The sequence below is a fragment of the Ralstonia soli genome, assembly GCF_023955655.1.
GTDB lineage: Bacteria > Pseudomonadota > Gammaproteobacteria > Burkholderiales > Burkholderiaceae > Ralstonia > Ralstonia soli.
The window spans coordinates 79,131-93,028 of sequence record NZ_JAMXHT010000005.1; the positions used below are offsets into that span (position 1 = coordinate 79,131).

Here is a 13,898-nt window from a genome sequence, read left to right on the forward strand (position 1 = left end):
CGGATGCATTGCGATACAACATGGGCTCGCACCGTCACTCGGGCAGGCGCAAAATGGCGCCTACTTTCCATCGTACCGAGGTCACCCAATGGACGCCCACGTCGACCACATCCTGATCGTCGATGATGACCGCGAGATCCGCGAACTAGTTTCGACCTATCTCACCAAGAATGGCCTGCGTGTGACGGCCTCGCCCGATGGGCGGCACATGCGGGCGTTCCTGGAGGCCAACACCGTCGACCTGATCGTGCTCGACCTGATGCTGCCCGGCGACGACGGCCTGGTGCTGTGCCGCGAACTGCGCGCAGGCAAGCACAAGGCCACGCCCGTGCTGATGCTCACCGCACGCGACGACGAGACCGACCGCATCATCGGCCTGGAAATGGGCGCCGACGATTACCTGGCCAAGCCGTTTGCCGCGCGCGAGCTGCTTGCCCGCATCAAGGCTGTGCTGCGCCGCACGCGCATGTTGCCGCCCAATCTGCAGATCTCCGAAGCGGGGCAGATGCTGGCCTTTGGCGACTGGCAGCTCGACACCACCGCGCGGCACCTCGTCGATGCGGAGGGGACTATCGTTGCCCTGAGCGGTGCGGAATACCGCCTGCTGCGCGTGTTTGTGGACCACCCGATGCGCGTGTTCAACCGGGATCAACTGCTCAACCTCACGCAGGGCCGCGAGGCGGAGATGTTCGAGCGATCCGTCGACCTGCTGGTCAGCCGCCTGCGCCAACGGTTGAATGACGATGCACGCGATCCGGCCTACATCAAGACAGTGCGCAGCGAAGGGTATGTCTTTGCCAAGCCGGTGGAGATCAAGGAGGCGCGCCAATGAGCACGCCAACGAGCACGCCCATGAGCCTGCGTGCCTGGGCGTGGCCGCGCACGCTGGGCTCGCGCTTGTTCGTGATCCTGCTGGCGGGGCTGGTGGTGGCGTATGCGCTGTCGTTTGCCGTGCTGTTTTCCGAGCGCTACATGAGCGCGCGCGAGGTCATGCTCGGCACGCTGGAGACCGATGTTTCCACGGCCATTGCCATCCTCGACCGCCTGCCCGCAGAAGAACGCCCGCAGTGGCTGCCGCGCCTGAACCGTGGCAACTATCAGTACATCCTGGGGCCCGGTTCACCCGGCGTGCCGGAGATGACGCAGCGTGGCAAGGACATCGCCGCGCGCATCAGCGAGGCCAGCGGCGGGCGCTTTCCCGTGACGGTGGAGTCGATTCCCGGTGACGGCAAGCAACTGCAGGCGCATCTGACACTGAGCGACGGCAGCACGCTCACCATCGACGTGCATCCGCGCATGACGCCCATCGCGCAGTGGTTGCCGTATGTGCTGGTGGTGCAGTTGCTGCTGCTGATCGTGTGCTGCTGGTTTGCGGTGCGGCTGTCGATCCGCCCGCTGGTGGCACTGGCCGATGCCGCCGACGCGCTCAACCCCAACGCACAGACCCCGCCGCTGGACGAGACCGGCCCCACCGAACTGGCACGCGCCGCACACGCATTCAACGCCATGCGCCAGCGCATTGCCCGCTTTGTCGAAGAGCGTGTCCAGATCCTGGCGGCCATCTCGCATGATCTGCAGACGCCCATTACGCGCATGAAGCTGCGCGCCGAGATGGCCGAAGACTCCGAAGAGAAGCGCAAGCTGGTGAGCGACCTGGCGGAGATCGAAACGCTTGTGAAGGAAGGACTGGCGTATGCGCGTACCGCTCACCACAGCGAGGGTGAGAAGCCTTCGCGCATCGACGTCGGGTCGTTTGTCGAGAGCCTGGCATATGACTACCAGGACACCGGCAAGCCCGTCACGCTGGAGCTGAACGCCACGGGTGCCATCGTCACGCGCCCGCATGCGCTGCGCCGTGTGCTGAGCAACCTGACCGACAACGCCATCAAGTTTGGCGGTGCGGCCGAGTTGTGTGTGCGCCGAGATGGCGACGCTGTGGTAATCGAGGTGCGCGATCGGGGGCCCGGCATTCCGGAAGACAAGCTTGATGCAGTGCTGCAGCCGTTCGTGCGGCTGGAAAATTCACGCAGCCGAGAGACGGGCGGCACCGGGCTAGGGCTGGCGATTGCGCAGCAACTGGCCGCTGCCGCGGGCGGTGTGCTCACACTGCGCAACCGCGAGGGCGGCGGGCTGGTGGCGGAGGTCAGGCTGGGTTAAACGGGCGGGTGATGGGTGCCTCAGCGCACTGCTTTGGCAGCCTCCCAGAGGTCGCCGGCGCCCAGCGCCGCGTGCCAGGTGTCGAAGCGGGTTCGCCACTGTTGGAAGGGTTCGCTCAGGCGCCTCGGGTCATCGCTCAGCGCATAGGCCATCCCTTCAATCAGCCACCTGGGTTTGGTGGCGACGGCAAGGTTGCCAAGCTCCTCTGCCTGCCGGTGGTGGATCAACTCGTGTGCCACGTAGAACGGCGTCCACCCGCGAGGCGCGACGACCGTGCCGAAATTGCCCACAGCCTCCGCCGCGCGCCCCCCGATGCCGAAGCTGTCTGCGCAGCGTGCCGTTGTGCAGAAGACCATGCGCGGCGCCTGCCGGAACGGGCCGACGGCGCTCTCGGCCTTGGCGTAACCCGTTTGATAGAGCTGCTCGGCTGTACCCAAGGCGGACGCGTCGTCGATGCAGATGTTTGGCTGCGCGCAGACAATGCCCGGCATGAGCGAGGGCGCTACCACCCGCAGCGGTTTCACGAACGCCAGCGCGGCGGCGGGCAGCCCAATCAGGACGATGGCGCTGATGGCAAGCAGGGTGCGGGTGCGTTTCATGGTGTGACTCAATGGCTGGGCGGCAGCAAGCACGGATTGTAGGTGTGCGTCGATCGATTCACCACATGCAGTGCGTTGTGCATTGTGTGATCGCCGTCGCGGAAGAGAAGTCCCCCACCCGCTCATTGTGGCGCGCTCAGCCGTGCGAGCAACCGCCGCGCATCGGAAGGCGCTTCGACCTTCTTGTCGTTATCGAAATAGCAGTAAACGTCCCGACCGCTGCGCCGGCGCGCGGCGGCTGGGCCAACGCGTTGTGCATCGGCCGGTTCGCCGCCGCTGGCCCATTGGCGGATGCGGTTGGCCCAGCGGTCCAGCGCGGCATCGGAGTACGCGCCGCTGTAGAGCGCATCGGCGCCGTGCAGGCGCAGATAGACGAAGTCGCTCGTCACGTCTTCAAAGTAAGGCCAGTCGGCCACCGCGTGCGAGACGACGAGCGCGGCGCGGTGCCGGCGCAGCAGTGCGGTGAACTCCGGTGTGAGAAAGCTCTCGTGCCGGACTTCCACGGCATGGCGCAGCGTCCGTTGCTCGCGCGTGGCAAACCACGGCGCCTTGACGCGCGCATCGTGCTGGCCGGCCAATGCGCGCGCGGCGGCGGTATCGCGCGGCAGCAGCGACAGGAAACGGTCAAACCGCTGCGCATCGAACCGGTAGTTGGGTGGAAACTGCCACAGGAAGGGCCCGAGCTTGCGCCGCAACGCGAGCACCCCGGAAGCGAAGAAGTTGGCCAGCGCGGGCACCGCAGTCTCATCACGAAAGCGCAGCATGTGCGTGAGATAGCGCGGCCCCTTGACGGCGAAGACGAAGTCGTCCGGCACGGTGTCATACCAGCTTCGCCAGCTCGTGATGGATTGCAGCGCGTAGTGAGAGCCGTTGATTTCGATCGTGCTGAACTGATGCGATGCGTATTCCAGCTCGCGGCGCTGCGCGAGATCCTCGGGATAGAACACGCCGCGCCAGCCTGCATAGCGCCAGCCAGAGATGCCGATGCGTACCGTCATGGCACCGCACTGTGGACCGGTGCGCCATGCGTGCTACTCATGCGGTACGTTGACCTGCGCATGCACCTGCACCGTGCCCGTTTGCGGCGCCCTCAGGCCCATCGGTTCGTCGGTCAGGTCGCGGGCGAGCGAATAGGCGGTGATGACCGCCAGTGTGACGCCCACAATGGCGAGCATTTCCCGAATGTTCATGCGTCCTCCTGTTGTTCCCCGTTTTGGTGGTGCCCGGTCAGGGCCAATGCGCGGACGCAAACTTCGGGCCTGAGGAAGACAAATGGCGGAATGACGCGGGGGTGAAAATGGCGCTACCGGGCGCGCAAGGTGGAGGGCGGCACACCCAGCAGACGCTGAAAGCTGCGCCGCATGCGTTCGGTGTCGCCAAAGCCGCACTCGGTGGCCACGCGCTGCATGGACGTGGCGCCACTCTCCAGCGCGGCACGGGCGGCTTCCACACGCAGTTTTTCCACCGCCTTGGCGGGGGTGAGGCCCGTTTCCGCCTGGAAGGCGCGCGCGAAGTGGCGCGGGCTCATGCAGGCGTGCTCGGCCAGGTCGTCCACACGGTGGGGTGCGCTGAGGTTGCGGCGCACATGGTCGAGCAGCGGCTTGAAGCGGCCGCGTGCCGAGTCCATCTCATTCAGCGCTGAAAACTGCGATTGCCCGCCAGGCCGCCGGTAGTACACGACGAGCTGCCGTGCCACCGCGCGTGCCACGCGTTCGCCCAGGTCGTCGGCAATCAAGGCCAGTGCGAGGTCGATGCCGGCGCTGATGCCGGCGCTGGTCCAGATACCGCCATCGTTGACGTAGATGTGGTCGGGTTCGAGCTGCACCTGCGGAAACACGCGCGCGAACTGGTCGCTGCGGCTCCAGTGCGTGGTGGCACGGCGGCCGTCCAGCAAACCGGTGGCGGCCAGCAGCAGGCTGCCCGAGCACACGCTGGCCACGCGCGCGCCGCGGGCCGCGCAGCGCTGCACGAAGCGGCGCGTGCGTGCGTCGGCCATGGCGGCGTCCACGCCGTCGCCGCCGGCAATGAGCAACGTGTCGATCCGGCTTGCCGGGGGCAGGGCTTCGGCGTCCCAGCGCGCGCCCGACGAACTGCGCACGAGGCCGGGCTGCGCGGCCACGGTGTGCAACGTGTAGTGGTCGTCGCGGTACCGGCTGGCGACTTCAAACGCTGCTGCAGGCCCGGCAGCGTCGAGCACCTGGAAGTCCGAAAAGATCAGTACGGCGATGCGATGGGCCATGGCAGAAAAGGTGGGTGACACGACATTGCTGCCAACACCATAGAGCGCGATGCTGTGAAGCGTCAACCCATCACCCATGACTTTCAGGAGACCCGCACCATGACGACTTCCCCCTTCATCGTTGTCTTTGCGCTGTACAACCGCGTCACCCAACTGGATTTCACCGGGCCGCACGAGGTGTTCTGGCGGCTGCCCGGTGCGCAATGTGTGGTTGCCTCGGTGGGCGGCGGTGAGATCCACGCCGATGGCGGCCTCACCATTTCGAACGTGCAGCGGCTGGCGGACATTGCGCATGCCGATCTCATCTGCGTGCCCGGCGGCTTTGGCGTGATCGAAGCCATGGAGGATGCGGAGTTCGTGCGCGAAGTCCGGCGCCTGGCGGATGGCGCGCGCTATGTCACCTCGGTGTGCAGCGGCTCGCTGGTGCTCGGCGCGGCGGGGTTGCTGCGCGGCAAGCGCGCCGCGTGCCACTGGGCCTGGCGCAATCTGCTGCCGGCATTCGGCGCCACCGTGGACGAAACCCGCGTGGTGCGCGACGGCAACCTCATCACCGGCGGTGGCGTGACGGCCGGCATCGACATGGCGCTCACCGTCATGGCGGACATTGCTGGCACGGAGCATGCGCAGGCAGTACAGCTCGGCATCGAATACGCCCCCGCGCCGCCGTTCGATTGCGGCCGGCCCGAGCGCGCCGCACCGCAGATCCTGGAGGCAGTGACATCGCGTCTGGACCGTCTGCGCGCCGATCGCCACGACGCGGTGCAGCGGGCCGCGCAGCGGCTGTAAGCCCAGGCCGCACCCGATTGCGGCGACAATGGCGCCTTTCGACATCGTTGCCGCATCCCGCATGACCGCATCGTCTTCCGTACCCAATACCCGTGGCCCGATCGGCATCGTTGCCGCCCTGCATCAAGAGATCAACGAGCTGCTGACGCTGCTGTCCGATGCAAAGTGCGTGCACGTCGGCAGCCGGGATTTCTGGACCGGCCACCTGGATGGCCGCGCCGTGGTGGTGGTGCTGTCGCGCGTCGGCAAAGTGGCGGCGGCGTCCACCACGGCGGTGCTGATCACGCAGTTCAACGTGCGCGCGGTGGTGTTTGCCGGCGTGGCCGGTGCGCTGGCGCCCGGCGTGGCGGTGGGCGATGTGGTGGTGTCGACCGACCTGCTGCAGCACGACGTTGACGCCTCGCCGCTGTTCCCGCGCTGGGAAATTCCGCTGACCGGCATGGCGCGCTTTCCCGCCGATGCCGCATTGGCCGACGGGCTGCAGGAAAGCGCCAGTACGGTGCTTGCAGACCCGCAGGCGCTGCTCGGGCCGGACGTCATGCAGGCGTTCGGGATCACCGCGCCGCAGGTGCATCGCGGGTTGATCGTCAGTGGCGACCGCTTTGTCTGCACGTCGGCCGAAAGCGCGGTGCTGCGCACGGCGTTGCCCGATGCGCTGGCGGTGGAGATGGAAGGCGCTGCCGTGGCGCAGGTGTGCCACGAGTGGGGCGTTCCGTTTGCGGCCATCCGCACAATTTCCGACCGGGCCGATGACGCGGCCAGCGTGGATTTCGCCCAGTTCATCGCGCAGGTGGATTCACGCTACAGCGTGGCCATCCTGCGCACCTGGCTGTCGATAGCCAACGGCATTTGAACCGCTACTGACCCCGCTCGGCCAGGTATTTGTCGAGCGCGTTGGCGCGTTCGCTCAGGCGGAAGATCTCGTTTTCCAGGCGCTGCAGATCGTCCCGTTTGCTTTTGCCGTAGATGCTCGCTTCAAGCGCGGCCGTCTTGGTGTGGAAGTCCTGCCACGCCTGCTCCGAACTCACCAGTGCATCTTTCGCTTGGCCGATGAGTTTGCCGAGCAGCGTCTTGTACGTCGTGTTCAGGCGCTCATCCTGCGCGGTCTTTTCTGCGGAGAGACATGTACCGATGGCGTCGGGGTTGTCTCCCGCTTTATCGACGCAGGCATAGAGGCGCGTCGTGATGCCCTGCGGCGCGCGGCGCTTGACGCCGTTGGCCAGGCTTTCGGCCGAAAACGCGTTGCTGCCGTGGGCTGCCAGCGCGAGCGCAATGGGGAGGGCGAGCGTCTTCAATGTCGTCAGCGTGTTCAAGATGTGACTCCTGATCGCGGGTCTGCGATGTTTGAAGGGCCATCCAGTCTATCGGCTCGCCCATGCCACTGCGATCAGCCAGGCAGGTGAGGCCGCAGGTTGCGCAGGGCGTTTTCCACATACGCGTCTTTTTCGCCGACGGGCGCGACGTAGTGCAGTGCCTCGGCGGCGGCTTCCATGCCCTCCGTGCGCGCAATCACCCATGCCGCCAGGTACGGCGATGCAAAGCACCCGCCCGCCGTCGCCACATTGCCGCTGGCGTAGAACGGCTGGTTGAGCACCTCCACGCCGGCTTCCTGCACCCAGGGCTTGGTGGTCAGGTCGGTGCAGGCCGGCACGCTGCCGAGCAATCCGAGCTTGGCCAGCACCAACGTGCCCGAGCACTGCGCTCCGATCAACTGGCGTGACGGGTCGAGCGCGAGCCGCGCCATCAGTGCAGGATCGGCCACCACCTCGCGCGTGCGCACGCCGCTGCCGACGAGCACGGCATCGGCCGTACGCGCCTCTTCCAGCATCGATTGCGCATGCACGGTCACGCCGTTCATCGAGGTGACTTCCGGCTGCGGGCAGCACAGGCTCACGCGCCAGCCGGGCTTCTTGATGCGGTTGAGCACGCCCAGGGCGATGAGCGAATCCAGCTCGTTGAACCCTTCAAAGGTGAGGATGGCGATGTGCATGGCATGGGCGGGCAGCGTTGAGGGTGATGGCATGCTAGGGTGCATGGGCAATACAATCAAAAAATTGTCCTTAGTACATCGAGACATGACCCAAGCCCGCTACCAGCCGCTTGTTGATGAACTGGCGGCGCAGATCCGCACCGGCCGCCTGCCGCCCGGCACACGCCTGCCCACGCACCGGCAGCTCGCGCAGCGCCACGGCGTGGCTCTGGTGACGGCCACGCGCGTGTACGCCGAACTCGAAGCGATGGGCCTGGTGAGCGGCGAAGTCGGGCGCGGCACCTTCGTGCGCGAGAACACGCTGCCGCGCGGTCTCGGTATCGACCAGCTGGCCGTGGCCGCCGGTGTGGTGGATCTGAACTTCAACTATCCGTCGCTGCCCGGACAGGCCCGGCTGTTGAGCCGCGCGCTGCGCAAGCTCGCGGGGGGCGGCGATCTGGACGCGCTGCTGCGCTATGCACCGCACGGTGGCCGCGCGCATGAACGCGCTTGCGTGGCACGGCATCTTGCGCGGCGCGGTCTGACGGTCGCTCCAGACAACGTGCTCGTGGTGGATGGCGCGCAGCACGGGCTGGCCGTGGCGGCCATGGCGCTGCTCCAGCCCGGCGACGTGGTGGCCGTCGATGCGTTGACGTATCCCGGCTTCAAGGTGGTGGCCGAGATGCTGCATCTGCAACTGGCACCGTTGCCCGCCGCAGGGCAGGGTCTGGATCTCGATGCGCTGGAGCGGCTCTGCGCGCGCCGCCGCGTGCGCGCCATCTACGTCATGCCCACGCTGCACAACCCGCTCGGCTGGGTGAGCGGCATCGGCTGGCGGCGCAGGCTGGCGGCCATCTTGCGCCGGCAGGGCCTGATCGCCATCGAGGATGCGGCCTACGCCTTTCTCGAAGATCGCCCACCGGCGCCGCTCGCTGCGCTGGTGCCGGAAGCTACCGTCTATGTGTCCGGTCTTTCGAAGAGCGTCGCCACCGGCTTGCGCTTTGGCTTCGTGGCCGCGCCCGCAGCGTGGGTGCCGCAACTGGAACGCGCCATCCGCGCCACAACGTGGAACACGCCGGCCATCGTCACCAGCCTGGCGTGCACATGGCTGGACGACGGCACGGTCGACCGCTTGGAAGCCGAGAAGCGCCGCGATGCTGCCGCGCGCCAGGCCATCGCGCGCAAGGCACTGGCGGGGCTGACGCTGGCCGCGCATCCGGCGTCGTACTTCGTCTGGCTGGCGCTGCCGCCGGAGGTGCGTGCCGACCGTGTGGCCGCCGCGCTGCAGGAGGACGGCATCTCCGTCTCCACCGCCGAGCCGTTCGCGACGTCGAAGCAGGTGCCGCATGCGCTGCGGCTGGCCCTCGGTTCCGTCGCGCCCGATCGGCTCGATGCCGCCTTGCAGGTCGTGCGGCAGCGCATCGAGGCGGAGGTGGATCGATGACGAAAACCCATGCCAAACGGCGTGCGCTTGCCTACACTCTCGTCGCAACGGAATGACCGGAATTGCCTACACAGGAGACCCCATGAAGAACTGGCTCGCGACGATGGCAGGGTGGATGCTCTGCGCATGCGCAACGTTGGGCGCCGCCCATGCTGCCGATGCCCCCGCCCCATCCAATGCCGCCGAGGGCACCACGCTGACCGTCAACATCGGCACACAGCACCGCACCTTGTCGCGCGATGCGCTGCTGCATGATCCGCACCTGACCAACGTCACCGTGGAGGACCAGAACCTGAAGCGCCGCCTGACTTTCAAGGCGATCCCCGTGACGGAGCTGTTCCGTGGGCAGACCGTCAGCCCAGATGCCAGCGCCACCACCGCAGCCAGCGACGGCTACGTGTCGCACCTGCCGATGCGCCTGCTGCTGGGCGACCGCGCCGATGGCCCCCGCGCGTGGCTGGCCGTGGAAGACCCCGCCGCACCTTGGCCGACACTGAAGGGCCAGGATATCGGCCCGTTCCGGCTGATCTGGACGGCACCGCCGGCCAAGGCGGCTATCGTGAACGAGAGCCTGTGGACCTACAGCATCGTGCGCATCGATATTGCCGCGCTGCCCGGCGAGCGCTTCACATCCATCCGGCCCGCTGCCGGCCTTCCCAAGGACGGCCCTGTCATGCGCGGCTTCGCCACGTTCCAGCGCGTCTGCTTTTCGTGCCACACGCTCAACCGTGAGGGCGACGCCAACCTGGGCCCCGATCTGAACGTGCCCTACAGCCCGGTGGAATACCTGGGCGACGACAAGCTGCGCCGCCTGATCCGCAATCCGCAGTCGCTGCGCTGGTGGCCCAACGCGCGCATGTCGGCCATTGACGAGAAGACCTTGTCCGACGCGCAGCTCAACGACCTGCTGGCGTACTTCCACCACATGGCGCAGCGCAAGTCGGCGCATTGATGGCGGCAGGATGCCTGCCTGCGCGGGCTGCGCTGACGCCCTCGCGCTATTCCATCGCCCACGCGACCAGCGTGGCGATGGTGTTCATGTTCCGCGCCGTCCCCGTCTTGGCGGCGGGGATCTTCAGCTTGGAATCGGCCATCCCGTCGCCGTAGTGCACGTAGATCTCGCGGGTGCCGAGGGCCATCTCTTCGACCTTGCGGCCCGTGGCGGCGTCCAGCGCATCGGCGGGCGGCGGCGCATCGAGAAAGATGGCGACGGTCCGGTTGGGTGCCGCCGTCTTGAACGGGTTGGCCTCCAGCACCGCCGCCAGCTCCGCGCCCGTGCGTACCGCCACGCCCACGGGCTTGCCGGCGTAATCCTCCAGGCAGCGTTCCAGCTTCGCCTTGACCGACGCTTCCGACAGCCGGCTCTGAAACACCACGTTGCCACTCGCAATGTACGTGCGCACGTGGGTGAGGCCGATCGACTCGCACATCGCGCGCAACTCGGCCATGGGCAGCTTGCCGGTACCGCCGACGTTCACGGCGCGCAGGAAGGCGATGTAGCTGGGCATGGGTTCTCCTGTTCTGGATCTGTCTGATCAACGGCTTACGCGCACCAAGCGACGTGTCCGCAATGTGTGGTTTGGCAACATTCTGTTACGAGATTGACGAGTGTGTTTAACCCGACCCGGGGTTCGGCTTGTATTCTGCGCCGCGAACTCATTCATTCAGGATGCGGCTGACTCGTTTCAAGTGCTGCATCCCGCATTTGCGCAATAAGGAGAACACCATGCTGAAAAAGATTGCACCCGCTCTGATTGTGGCGACACTCGCTGGCCTGACCGCCCTCCCGGCGGCTGCGGATGACCTGTCCAACGCCCTTGGCGGCGCGCTGGGTGGTGCCGGCGGTGCAGCAGTGGGTGGCGCGCTTGGCGGGCAGACCGGTTCGGTCATCGGCGGGGCGATTGGCGGCGGTGCCGGCGGCGCCTTGACGGCCAACGGCCGCGAGCGCAAGGGCGCCATCGTTGGCGGTGCGCTGGGTGGCGGCGTGGGCGCTGCGGCGGGCAACGCCATGGGCGGCCGCACGGGCGGCATCGTGGGCGCGGGCCTGGGCGGCGGCGCTGGCGCGGCGCTGGGGGGCAACGTGCAACGCAATTCGTACTCCGACCGCGACGACCATGGCCGTGGCCGCGGCCATCGCAAGCATCACCACCACCACTGATGTGACACGCCGGGGCGCTTGCCTTTGAGTGCTCCGGCCGTTTTCTTGCTTTCCTTCGGGCGATAGCGACGCGCTGCCAAAATGGGGCGCCGTTGCCGCACGGGCCGCCTACCATATCAGGACGGTCGCGATCGACACGCAGACGAAGGAGAGCGCCATGACGCAACGCTTCGACGCCATCATCATCGGCACCGGGCAGGCCGGCCCGCCGCTGGCCGCGCGGTTGTCCGGCGCGGGCATGAAGGTCGCCGTCATCGAGCGCGGCCGCTTTGGCGGCACGTGCGTCAACACCGGCTGTATTCCCACGAAGGCCATGGTGGCCAGCGCCTATGCGGCGCGCATGGCGCAGCGCGCAGCCGAGTACGGCGTGGTCATCAACGGCGGTGTCACGGTCGACATGCGCCGCGTGAAGGCCCGCAAGGACGAGATTTCCGGCCGCTCCAACCACAATGTGGAGCAATGGGTGCGCGGCCTAGAGCACGGCACCATCTTCCAGGGCCATGCCCGTTTCGAAAGCCCGCGCACCGTGCGCGTCGGCAATGATCTGCTCGAAGCCGAGCGCATCTTCATCAACGTCGGCGGCCGTGCGTTGGTGCCACCGATGCCGGGGCTCGATCAGGTGCCCTATCTCACCAACTCGACCATGATGGATGTGGACTTCCTGCCCGAGCACCTCGTCGTGATCGGGGGGAGCTACGTCGGGCTCGAGTTCGGCCAGATGTTCCGCCGCTTCGGCTCGCGCGTGACCATCGTCGAGAAAGGCCCGCGGCTGATTGCGCGCGAAGACGAAGACGTCTCGCAGGCCGTGCGCGACATCCTGGAGGCCGAGGGTATCGACGTGCAGGCCGATGCCAACTGCCTGAGCGTGCGCCGCGATGGCGGCAACGTCGTCGTCGGGCTGGACTGCGGCAGCGGCGCGCGTGAAGTGTCGGGCTCGCATCTGTTGATGGCGGTCGGGCGTGTGCCCAATACCGATGATCTGGGCCTCGACAAGGCCGGCGTTGAGCTAGATGCGCGCGGCAACATCCGCGTGGATGACCAACTGCGCACGAACGTGCCCGGCATCTGGGCCATGGGCGACTGCAATGGTCGCGGCGCGTTCACGCACACCTCCTACAACGACTACGAGATCGTGGCGGCCAATCTGCTGGACGATGATCCGCGCAAGGTGTCGGACCGCATCCAGGCGTACGCCATGTACATCGACCCGCCGCTCGCGCGCGTCGGCATGTCGCTGACGGAAGCCAAGCAATCGGGGCGCAAGCTGCTGGTTGGCAACCGCCCGATGACGCGCGTGGGCCGCGCGGTGGAAAAGGGTGAGAGCCAGGGCTTCATGCGCGTGGTGGTCGATGCGCAAACACACGAGATTCTGGGTGCGTCGATCCTGGGCGTGGGCGGCGACGAGGCGGTGCATTCGATCCTGGACGTCATGGCTGCGAAGGCGCCGTACACCACGATCAGCCGCGCCATGCACATCCACCCGACGGTGTCGGAGCTGATCCCCACGCTGCTGCAGAGCATGGAGCCGGTGTAGGCGCGCGCGCTACATCGACCCCGCCGCCAGCCGCCGCATGGCCTGCGGCGACTGCCCATACGCCCGCAGGAACGAGCGCCGCATGCGCTCGCGGTCGCCAAAGCCGGTTTCCCGCACGATGACTTCAATCGGATGCCGCCCGCTTTCCATCATCAGGCGCGCGGCTTCCAGTCGCAGGTGTTCGATGGCGCGCGCCGGCGACTGCCCGGTTTCTTCGCGGAACACGCGGCTGAACTGGCGGGGGCTCAGATGCGCGACTTCCGCAAGGTCTTCCACCGACAGCCGCGCCGTCAGGTTCGATTTGGCGTACGACAGCGCCGTCTGCACACGATCGGATTTCGGATCGAGTTCCAGCAGCGCCGAGAACTGCGATTGCCCGCCGGCGCGGCGGTGATACACCACCAGCTTCTTGGCGACCAGCCGCGCGGTTTCGGCGCCCAGGTCGTGCTCCACGAGTGCCAGCGCGAGGTCAATGCCGGCCGTGGCGCCGGCGGATGTCCAGATCGGGCCATCGACGATGAAGATGCGGTCTTCCTCTACCTTCACGTTCGGATAGTCGCGCTGCAGCGTGCACGCAAAGTGCCAGTGCGTGGTTGCGCGGCGGCCGTCCAGCAACCCGGCCTCGGCCAGCACGAACGCGCCGGTGCACGTTGCAGCCACGCGCTCAGCCGATCGCAGCGCGTGGCGAACGTACTGCGTTACGCCCCCCGCCTGCGGCGTGCCGTCGCTGTCGCCGCTGACGATCAGCGTGTGGAATTTGCGGCCCTTGAGTGGCGCCGTATCGATACCGAAGCCCATCGACGAGGGGACACTGCCGCCATGCTCGGACACCAGTGTCACCGCATATTCGTCGCGCCCGATGGTTGCATTGGCAAATTCGAACACGGTAGACACCGCCAGCCCCAGCACCTGGAAGCCCGGATACAGCACGATCCCGATCGTCTTTTTCATCACACACCGCCCGTGACCTAAAAGGTTGCATCTATGTCATTGAGGACATGATCGCACATTT

Annotated in this window: 16 protein-coding genes; 8 read left to right on the top strand and 8 right to left on the bottom strand. The window is 66.9% G+C overall.

Annotation, left to right across the window (positions count from 1 at the left end; translation table 11 throughout):
- Window positions 1-88: 88 nt before the first annotated feature.
- Both NG900_RS13560 and NG900_RS13565 read left to right on the top strand, forming a co-directional pair.
- Window positions 89-832 (top strand): response regulator, encoded by a 744-nt coding sequence (locus tag NG900_RS13560; protein ID WP_252681112.1) that lies wholly within the window; start codon window positions 89-91, stop codon window positions 830-832.
- A gap of 20 nt (window positions 833-852) precedes the next feature.
- Window positions 853-2,157: an ATP-binding protein gene (locus tag NG900_RS13565; protein ID WP_252682129.1), complete on the top strand. Its 1,305-nt coding sequence runs from the start codon at window positions 853-855 to the stop codon at window positions 2,155-2,157.
- A gap of 20 nt (window positions 2,158-2,177) precedes the next feature.
- Here the strand turns inward: NG900_RS13565 and NG900_RS13570 are convergent, their stop codons facing one another.
- From NG900_RS13570 to NG900_RS13585, 4 genes are all read right to left on the bottom strand, one after another.
- The gene (locus tag NG900_RS13570) at window positions 2,178-2,756 is read right to left on the bottom strand and encodes a hypothetical protein (protein ID WP_252681115.1); all 579 of its coding nucleotides are present in this window, start codon (window positions 2,754-2,756) and stop codon (window positions 2,178-2,180) included.
- Between the two features lie 122 nt (window positions 2,757-2,878).
- Entirely contained in the window at window positions 2,879-3,754 is an 876-nt protein-coding gene (locus NG900_RS13575; RefSeq protein ID WP_252681117.1) for a DUF72 domain-containing protein, read from the bottom strand.
- 33 nt (window positions 3,755-3,787) lie between these two features.
- Window positions 3,788-3,946, bottom strand: a complete 159-nt coding sequence (locus NG900_RS13580; protein WP_252681120.1) for a hypothetical protein — start codon at window positions 3,944-3,946, stop codon at window positions 3,788-3,790.
- Between the two features lie 113 nt (window positions 3,947-4,059).
- On the bottom strand, window positions 4,060-4,995 hold the full coding sequence (locus NG900_RS13585) for a GlxA family transcriptional regulator (protein WP_252681123.1): 936 nt from the start codon (window positions 4,993-4,995) through the stop codon (window positions 4,060-4,062).
- A gap of 99 nt (window positions 4,996-5,094) precedes the next feature.
- On the opposite strand from NG900_RS13585, the gene NG900_RS13590 reads away from it, so the two are divergent.
- Both NG900_RS13590 and NG900_RS13595 read left to right on the top strand, forming a co-directional pair.
- Complete coding sequence (locus tag NG900_RS13590) at window positions 5,095-5,781, top strand: DJ-1/PfpI family protein (protein WP_252681126.1); 687 nt, start codon at window positions 5,095-5,097, stop codon at window positions 5,779-5,781.
- A 61-nt stretch (window positions 5,782-5,842) separates the two neighbouring features.
- Window positions 5,843-6,634, top strand: coding sequence for a 5'-methylthioadenosine/adenosylhomocysteine nucleosidase (locus NG900_RS13595; RefSeq protein ID WP_252681130.1), 792 nt, complete (start codon window positions 5,843-5,845; stop codon window positions 6,632-6,634).
- 4 nt (window positions 6,635-6,638) lie between these two features.
- On the opposite strand, the gene NG900_RS13600 is transcribed toward NG900_RS13595, so the two are convergent.
- Both NG900_RS13600 and NG900_RS13605 read right to left on the bottom strand, forming a co-directional pair.
- Complete coding sequence (locus tag NG900_RS13600; RefSeq protein ID WP_252681133.1) at window positions 6,639-7,094, bottom strand: lysozyme inhibitor LprI family protein; 456 nt, start codon at window positions 7,092-7,094, stop codon at window positions 6,639-6,641.
- Window positions 7,095-7,168: 74 nt separating this feature from the next.
- On the bottom strand, window positions 7,169-7,771 hold the full coding sequence (locus NG900_RS13605) for a DJ-1/PfpI family protein (RefSeq protein WP_252682131.1): 603 nt from the start codon (window positions 7,769-7,771) through the stop codon (window positions 7,169-7,171).
- An 85-nt stretch (window positions 7,772-7,856) separates the two neighbouring features.
- On the opposite strand from NG900_RS13605, the gene NG900_RS13610 reads away from it, so the two are divergent.
- Both NG900_RS13610 and NG900_RS13615 read left to right on the top strand, forming a co-directional pair.
- On the top strand, window positions 7,857-9,194 hold the full coding sequence (locus tag NG900_RS13610; RefSeq protein WP_252681136.1) for an aminotransferase-like domain-containing protein: 1,338 nt from the start codon (window positions 7,857-7,859) through the stop codon (window positions 9,192-9,194).
- 82 nt (window positions 9,195-9,276) lie between these two features.
- Window positions 9,277-10,146: a c-type cytochrome gene (locus tag NG900_RS13615; protein ID WP_252681138.1), complete on the top strand. Its 870-nt coding sequence runs from the start codon at window positions 9,277-9,279 to the stop codon at window positions 10,144-10,146.
- Between the two features lie 46 nt (window positions 10,147-10,192).
- Here the strand turns inward: NG900_RS13615 and NG900_RS13620 are convergent, their stop codons facing one another.
- Window positions 10,193-10,702 (bottom strand): DUF1697 domain-containing protein, encoded by a 510-nt coding sequence (locus NG900_RS13620; protein ID WP_252681140.1) that lies wholly within the window; start codon window positions 10,700-10,702, stop codon window positions 10,193-10,195.
- Window positions 10,703-10,920: 218 nt separating this feature from the next.
- Here NG900_RS13620 and NG900_RS13625 point away from each other — a divergent pair, with 218 nt between their 5' ends.
- Both NG900_RS13625 and NG900_RS13630 read left to right on the top strand, forming a co-directional pair.
- Complete coding sequence (locus NG900_RS13625) at window positions 10,921-11,352, top strand: hypothetical protein (RefSeq protein WP_252681142.1); 432 nt, start codon at window positions 10,921-10,923, stop codon at window positions 11,350-11,352.
- A gap of 157 nt (window positions 11,353-11,509) precedes the next feature.
- Window positions 11,510-12,886, top strand: a complete 1,377-nt coding sequence (locus NG900_RS13630; protein WP_252681144.1) for an FAD-containing oxidoreductase — start codon at window positions 11,510-11,512, stop codon at window positions 12,884-12,886.
- A 9-nt stretch (window positions 12,887-12,895) separates the two neighbouring features.
- Here the strand turns inward: NG900_RS13630 and NG900_RS13635 are convergent, their stop codons facing one another.
- Window positions 12,896-13,837 carry a GlxA family transcriptional regulator gene (locus NG900_RS13635; RefSeq protein WP_252681147.1) on the bottom strand — a complete coding sequence of 314 codons (942 nt, stop codon included), beginning with the start codon at window positions 13,835-13,837 and terminating at the stop codon, window positions 12,896-12,898.
- Window positions 13,838-13,898 lie beyond the last annotated feature (61 nt).

Excerpts from the sequence above, each read along its gene's own strand:
- NG900_RS13625 (WP_252681142.1), top strand. The coding sequence starts at position 10,921 with ATGCTGAAAAAGATTGCACCCGCTCTGATTGTGGCGACACTCGCTGGC.
- NG900_RS13570 (WP_252681115.1), bottom strand. The coding sequence starts at position 2,756 with ATGAAACGCACCCGCACCCTGCTTGCCATCAGCGCCATCGTCCTGATT.
- NG900_RS13565 (WP_252682129.1), top strand. The coding sequence starts at position 853 with ATGAGCCTGCGTGCCTGGGCGTGGCCGCGCACGCTGGGCTCGCGCTTG.
- NG900_RS13580 (WP_252681120.1), bottom strand. The coding sequence starts at position 3,946 with ATGAACATTCGGGAAATGCTCGCCATTGTGGGCGTCACACTGGCGGTC.
- NG900_RS13595 (WP_252681130.1), top strand. The coding sequence starts at position 5,843 with ATGACCGCATCGTCTTCCGTACCCAATACCCGTGGCCCGATCGGCATC.
- NG900_RS13615 (WP_252681138.1), top strand. The coding sequence starts at position 9,277 with ATGAAGAACTGGCTCGCGACGATGGCAGGGTGGATGCTCTGCGCATGC.
- NG900_RS13585 (WP_252681123.1), bottom strand. The coding sequence starts at position 4,995 with ATGGCCCATCGCATCGCCGTACTGATCTTTTCGGACTTCCAGGTGCTC.
- NG900_RS13590 (WP_252681126.1), top strand. The coding sequence starts at position 5,095 with ATGACGACTTCCCCCTTCATCGTTGTCTTTGCGCTGTACAACCGCGTC.
- NG900_RS13610 (WP_252681136.1), top strand. The coding sequence starts at position 7,857 with ATGACCCAAGCCCGCTACCAGCCGCTTGTTGATGAACTGGCGGCGCAG.
- NG900_RS13575 (WP_252681117.1), bottom strand. The coding sequence starts at position 3,754 with ATGACGGTACGCATCGGCATCTCTGGCTGGCGCTATGCAGGCTGGCGC.
- NG900_RS13620 (WP_252681140.1), bottom strand. The coding sequence starts at position 10,702 with ATGCCCAGCTACATCGCCTTCCTGCGCGCCGTGAACGTCGGCGGTACC.
- NG900_RS13635 (WP_252681147.1), bottom strand. The coding sequence starts at position 13,837 with ATGAAAAAGACGATCGGGATCGTGCTGTATCCGGGCTTCCAGGTGCTG.
- NG900_RS13605 (WP_252682131.1), bottom strand. The coding sequence starts at position 7,771 with ATGCACATCGCCATCCTCACCTTTGAAGGGTTCAACGAGCTGGATTCG.
- NG900_RS13560 (WP_252681112.1), top strand. The coding sequence starts at position 89 with ATGGACGCCCACGTCGACCACATCCTGATCGTCGATGATGACCGCGAG.
- NG900_RS13630 (WP_252681144.1), top strand. The coding sequence starts at position 11,510 with ATGACGCAACGCTTCGACGCCATCATCATCGGCACCGGGCAGGCCGGC.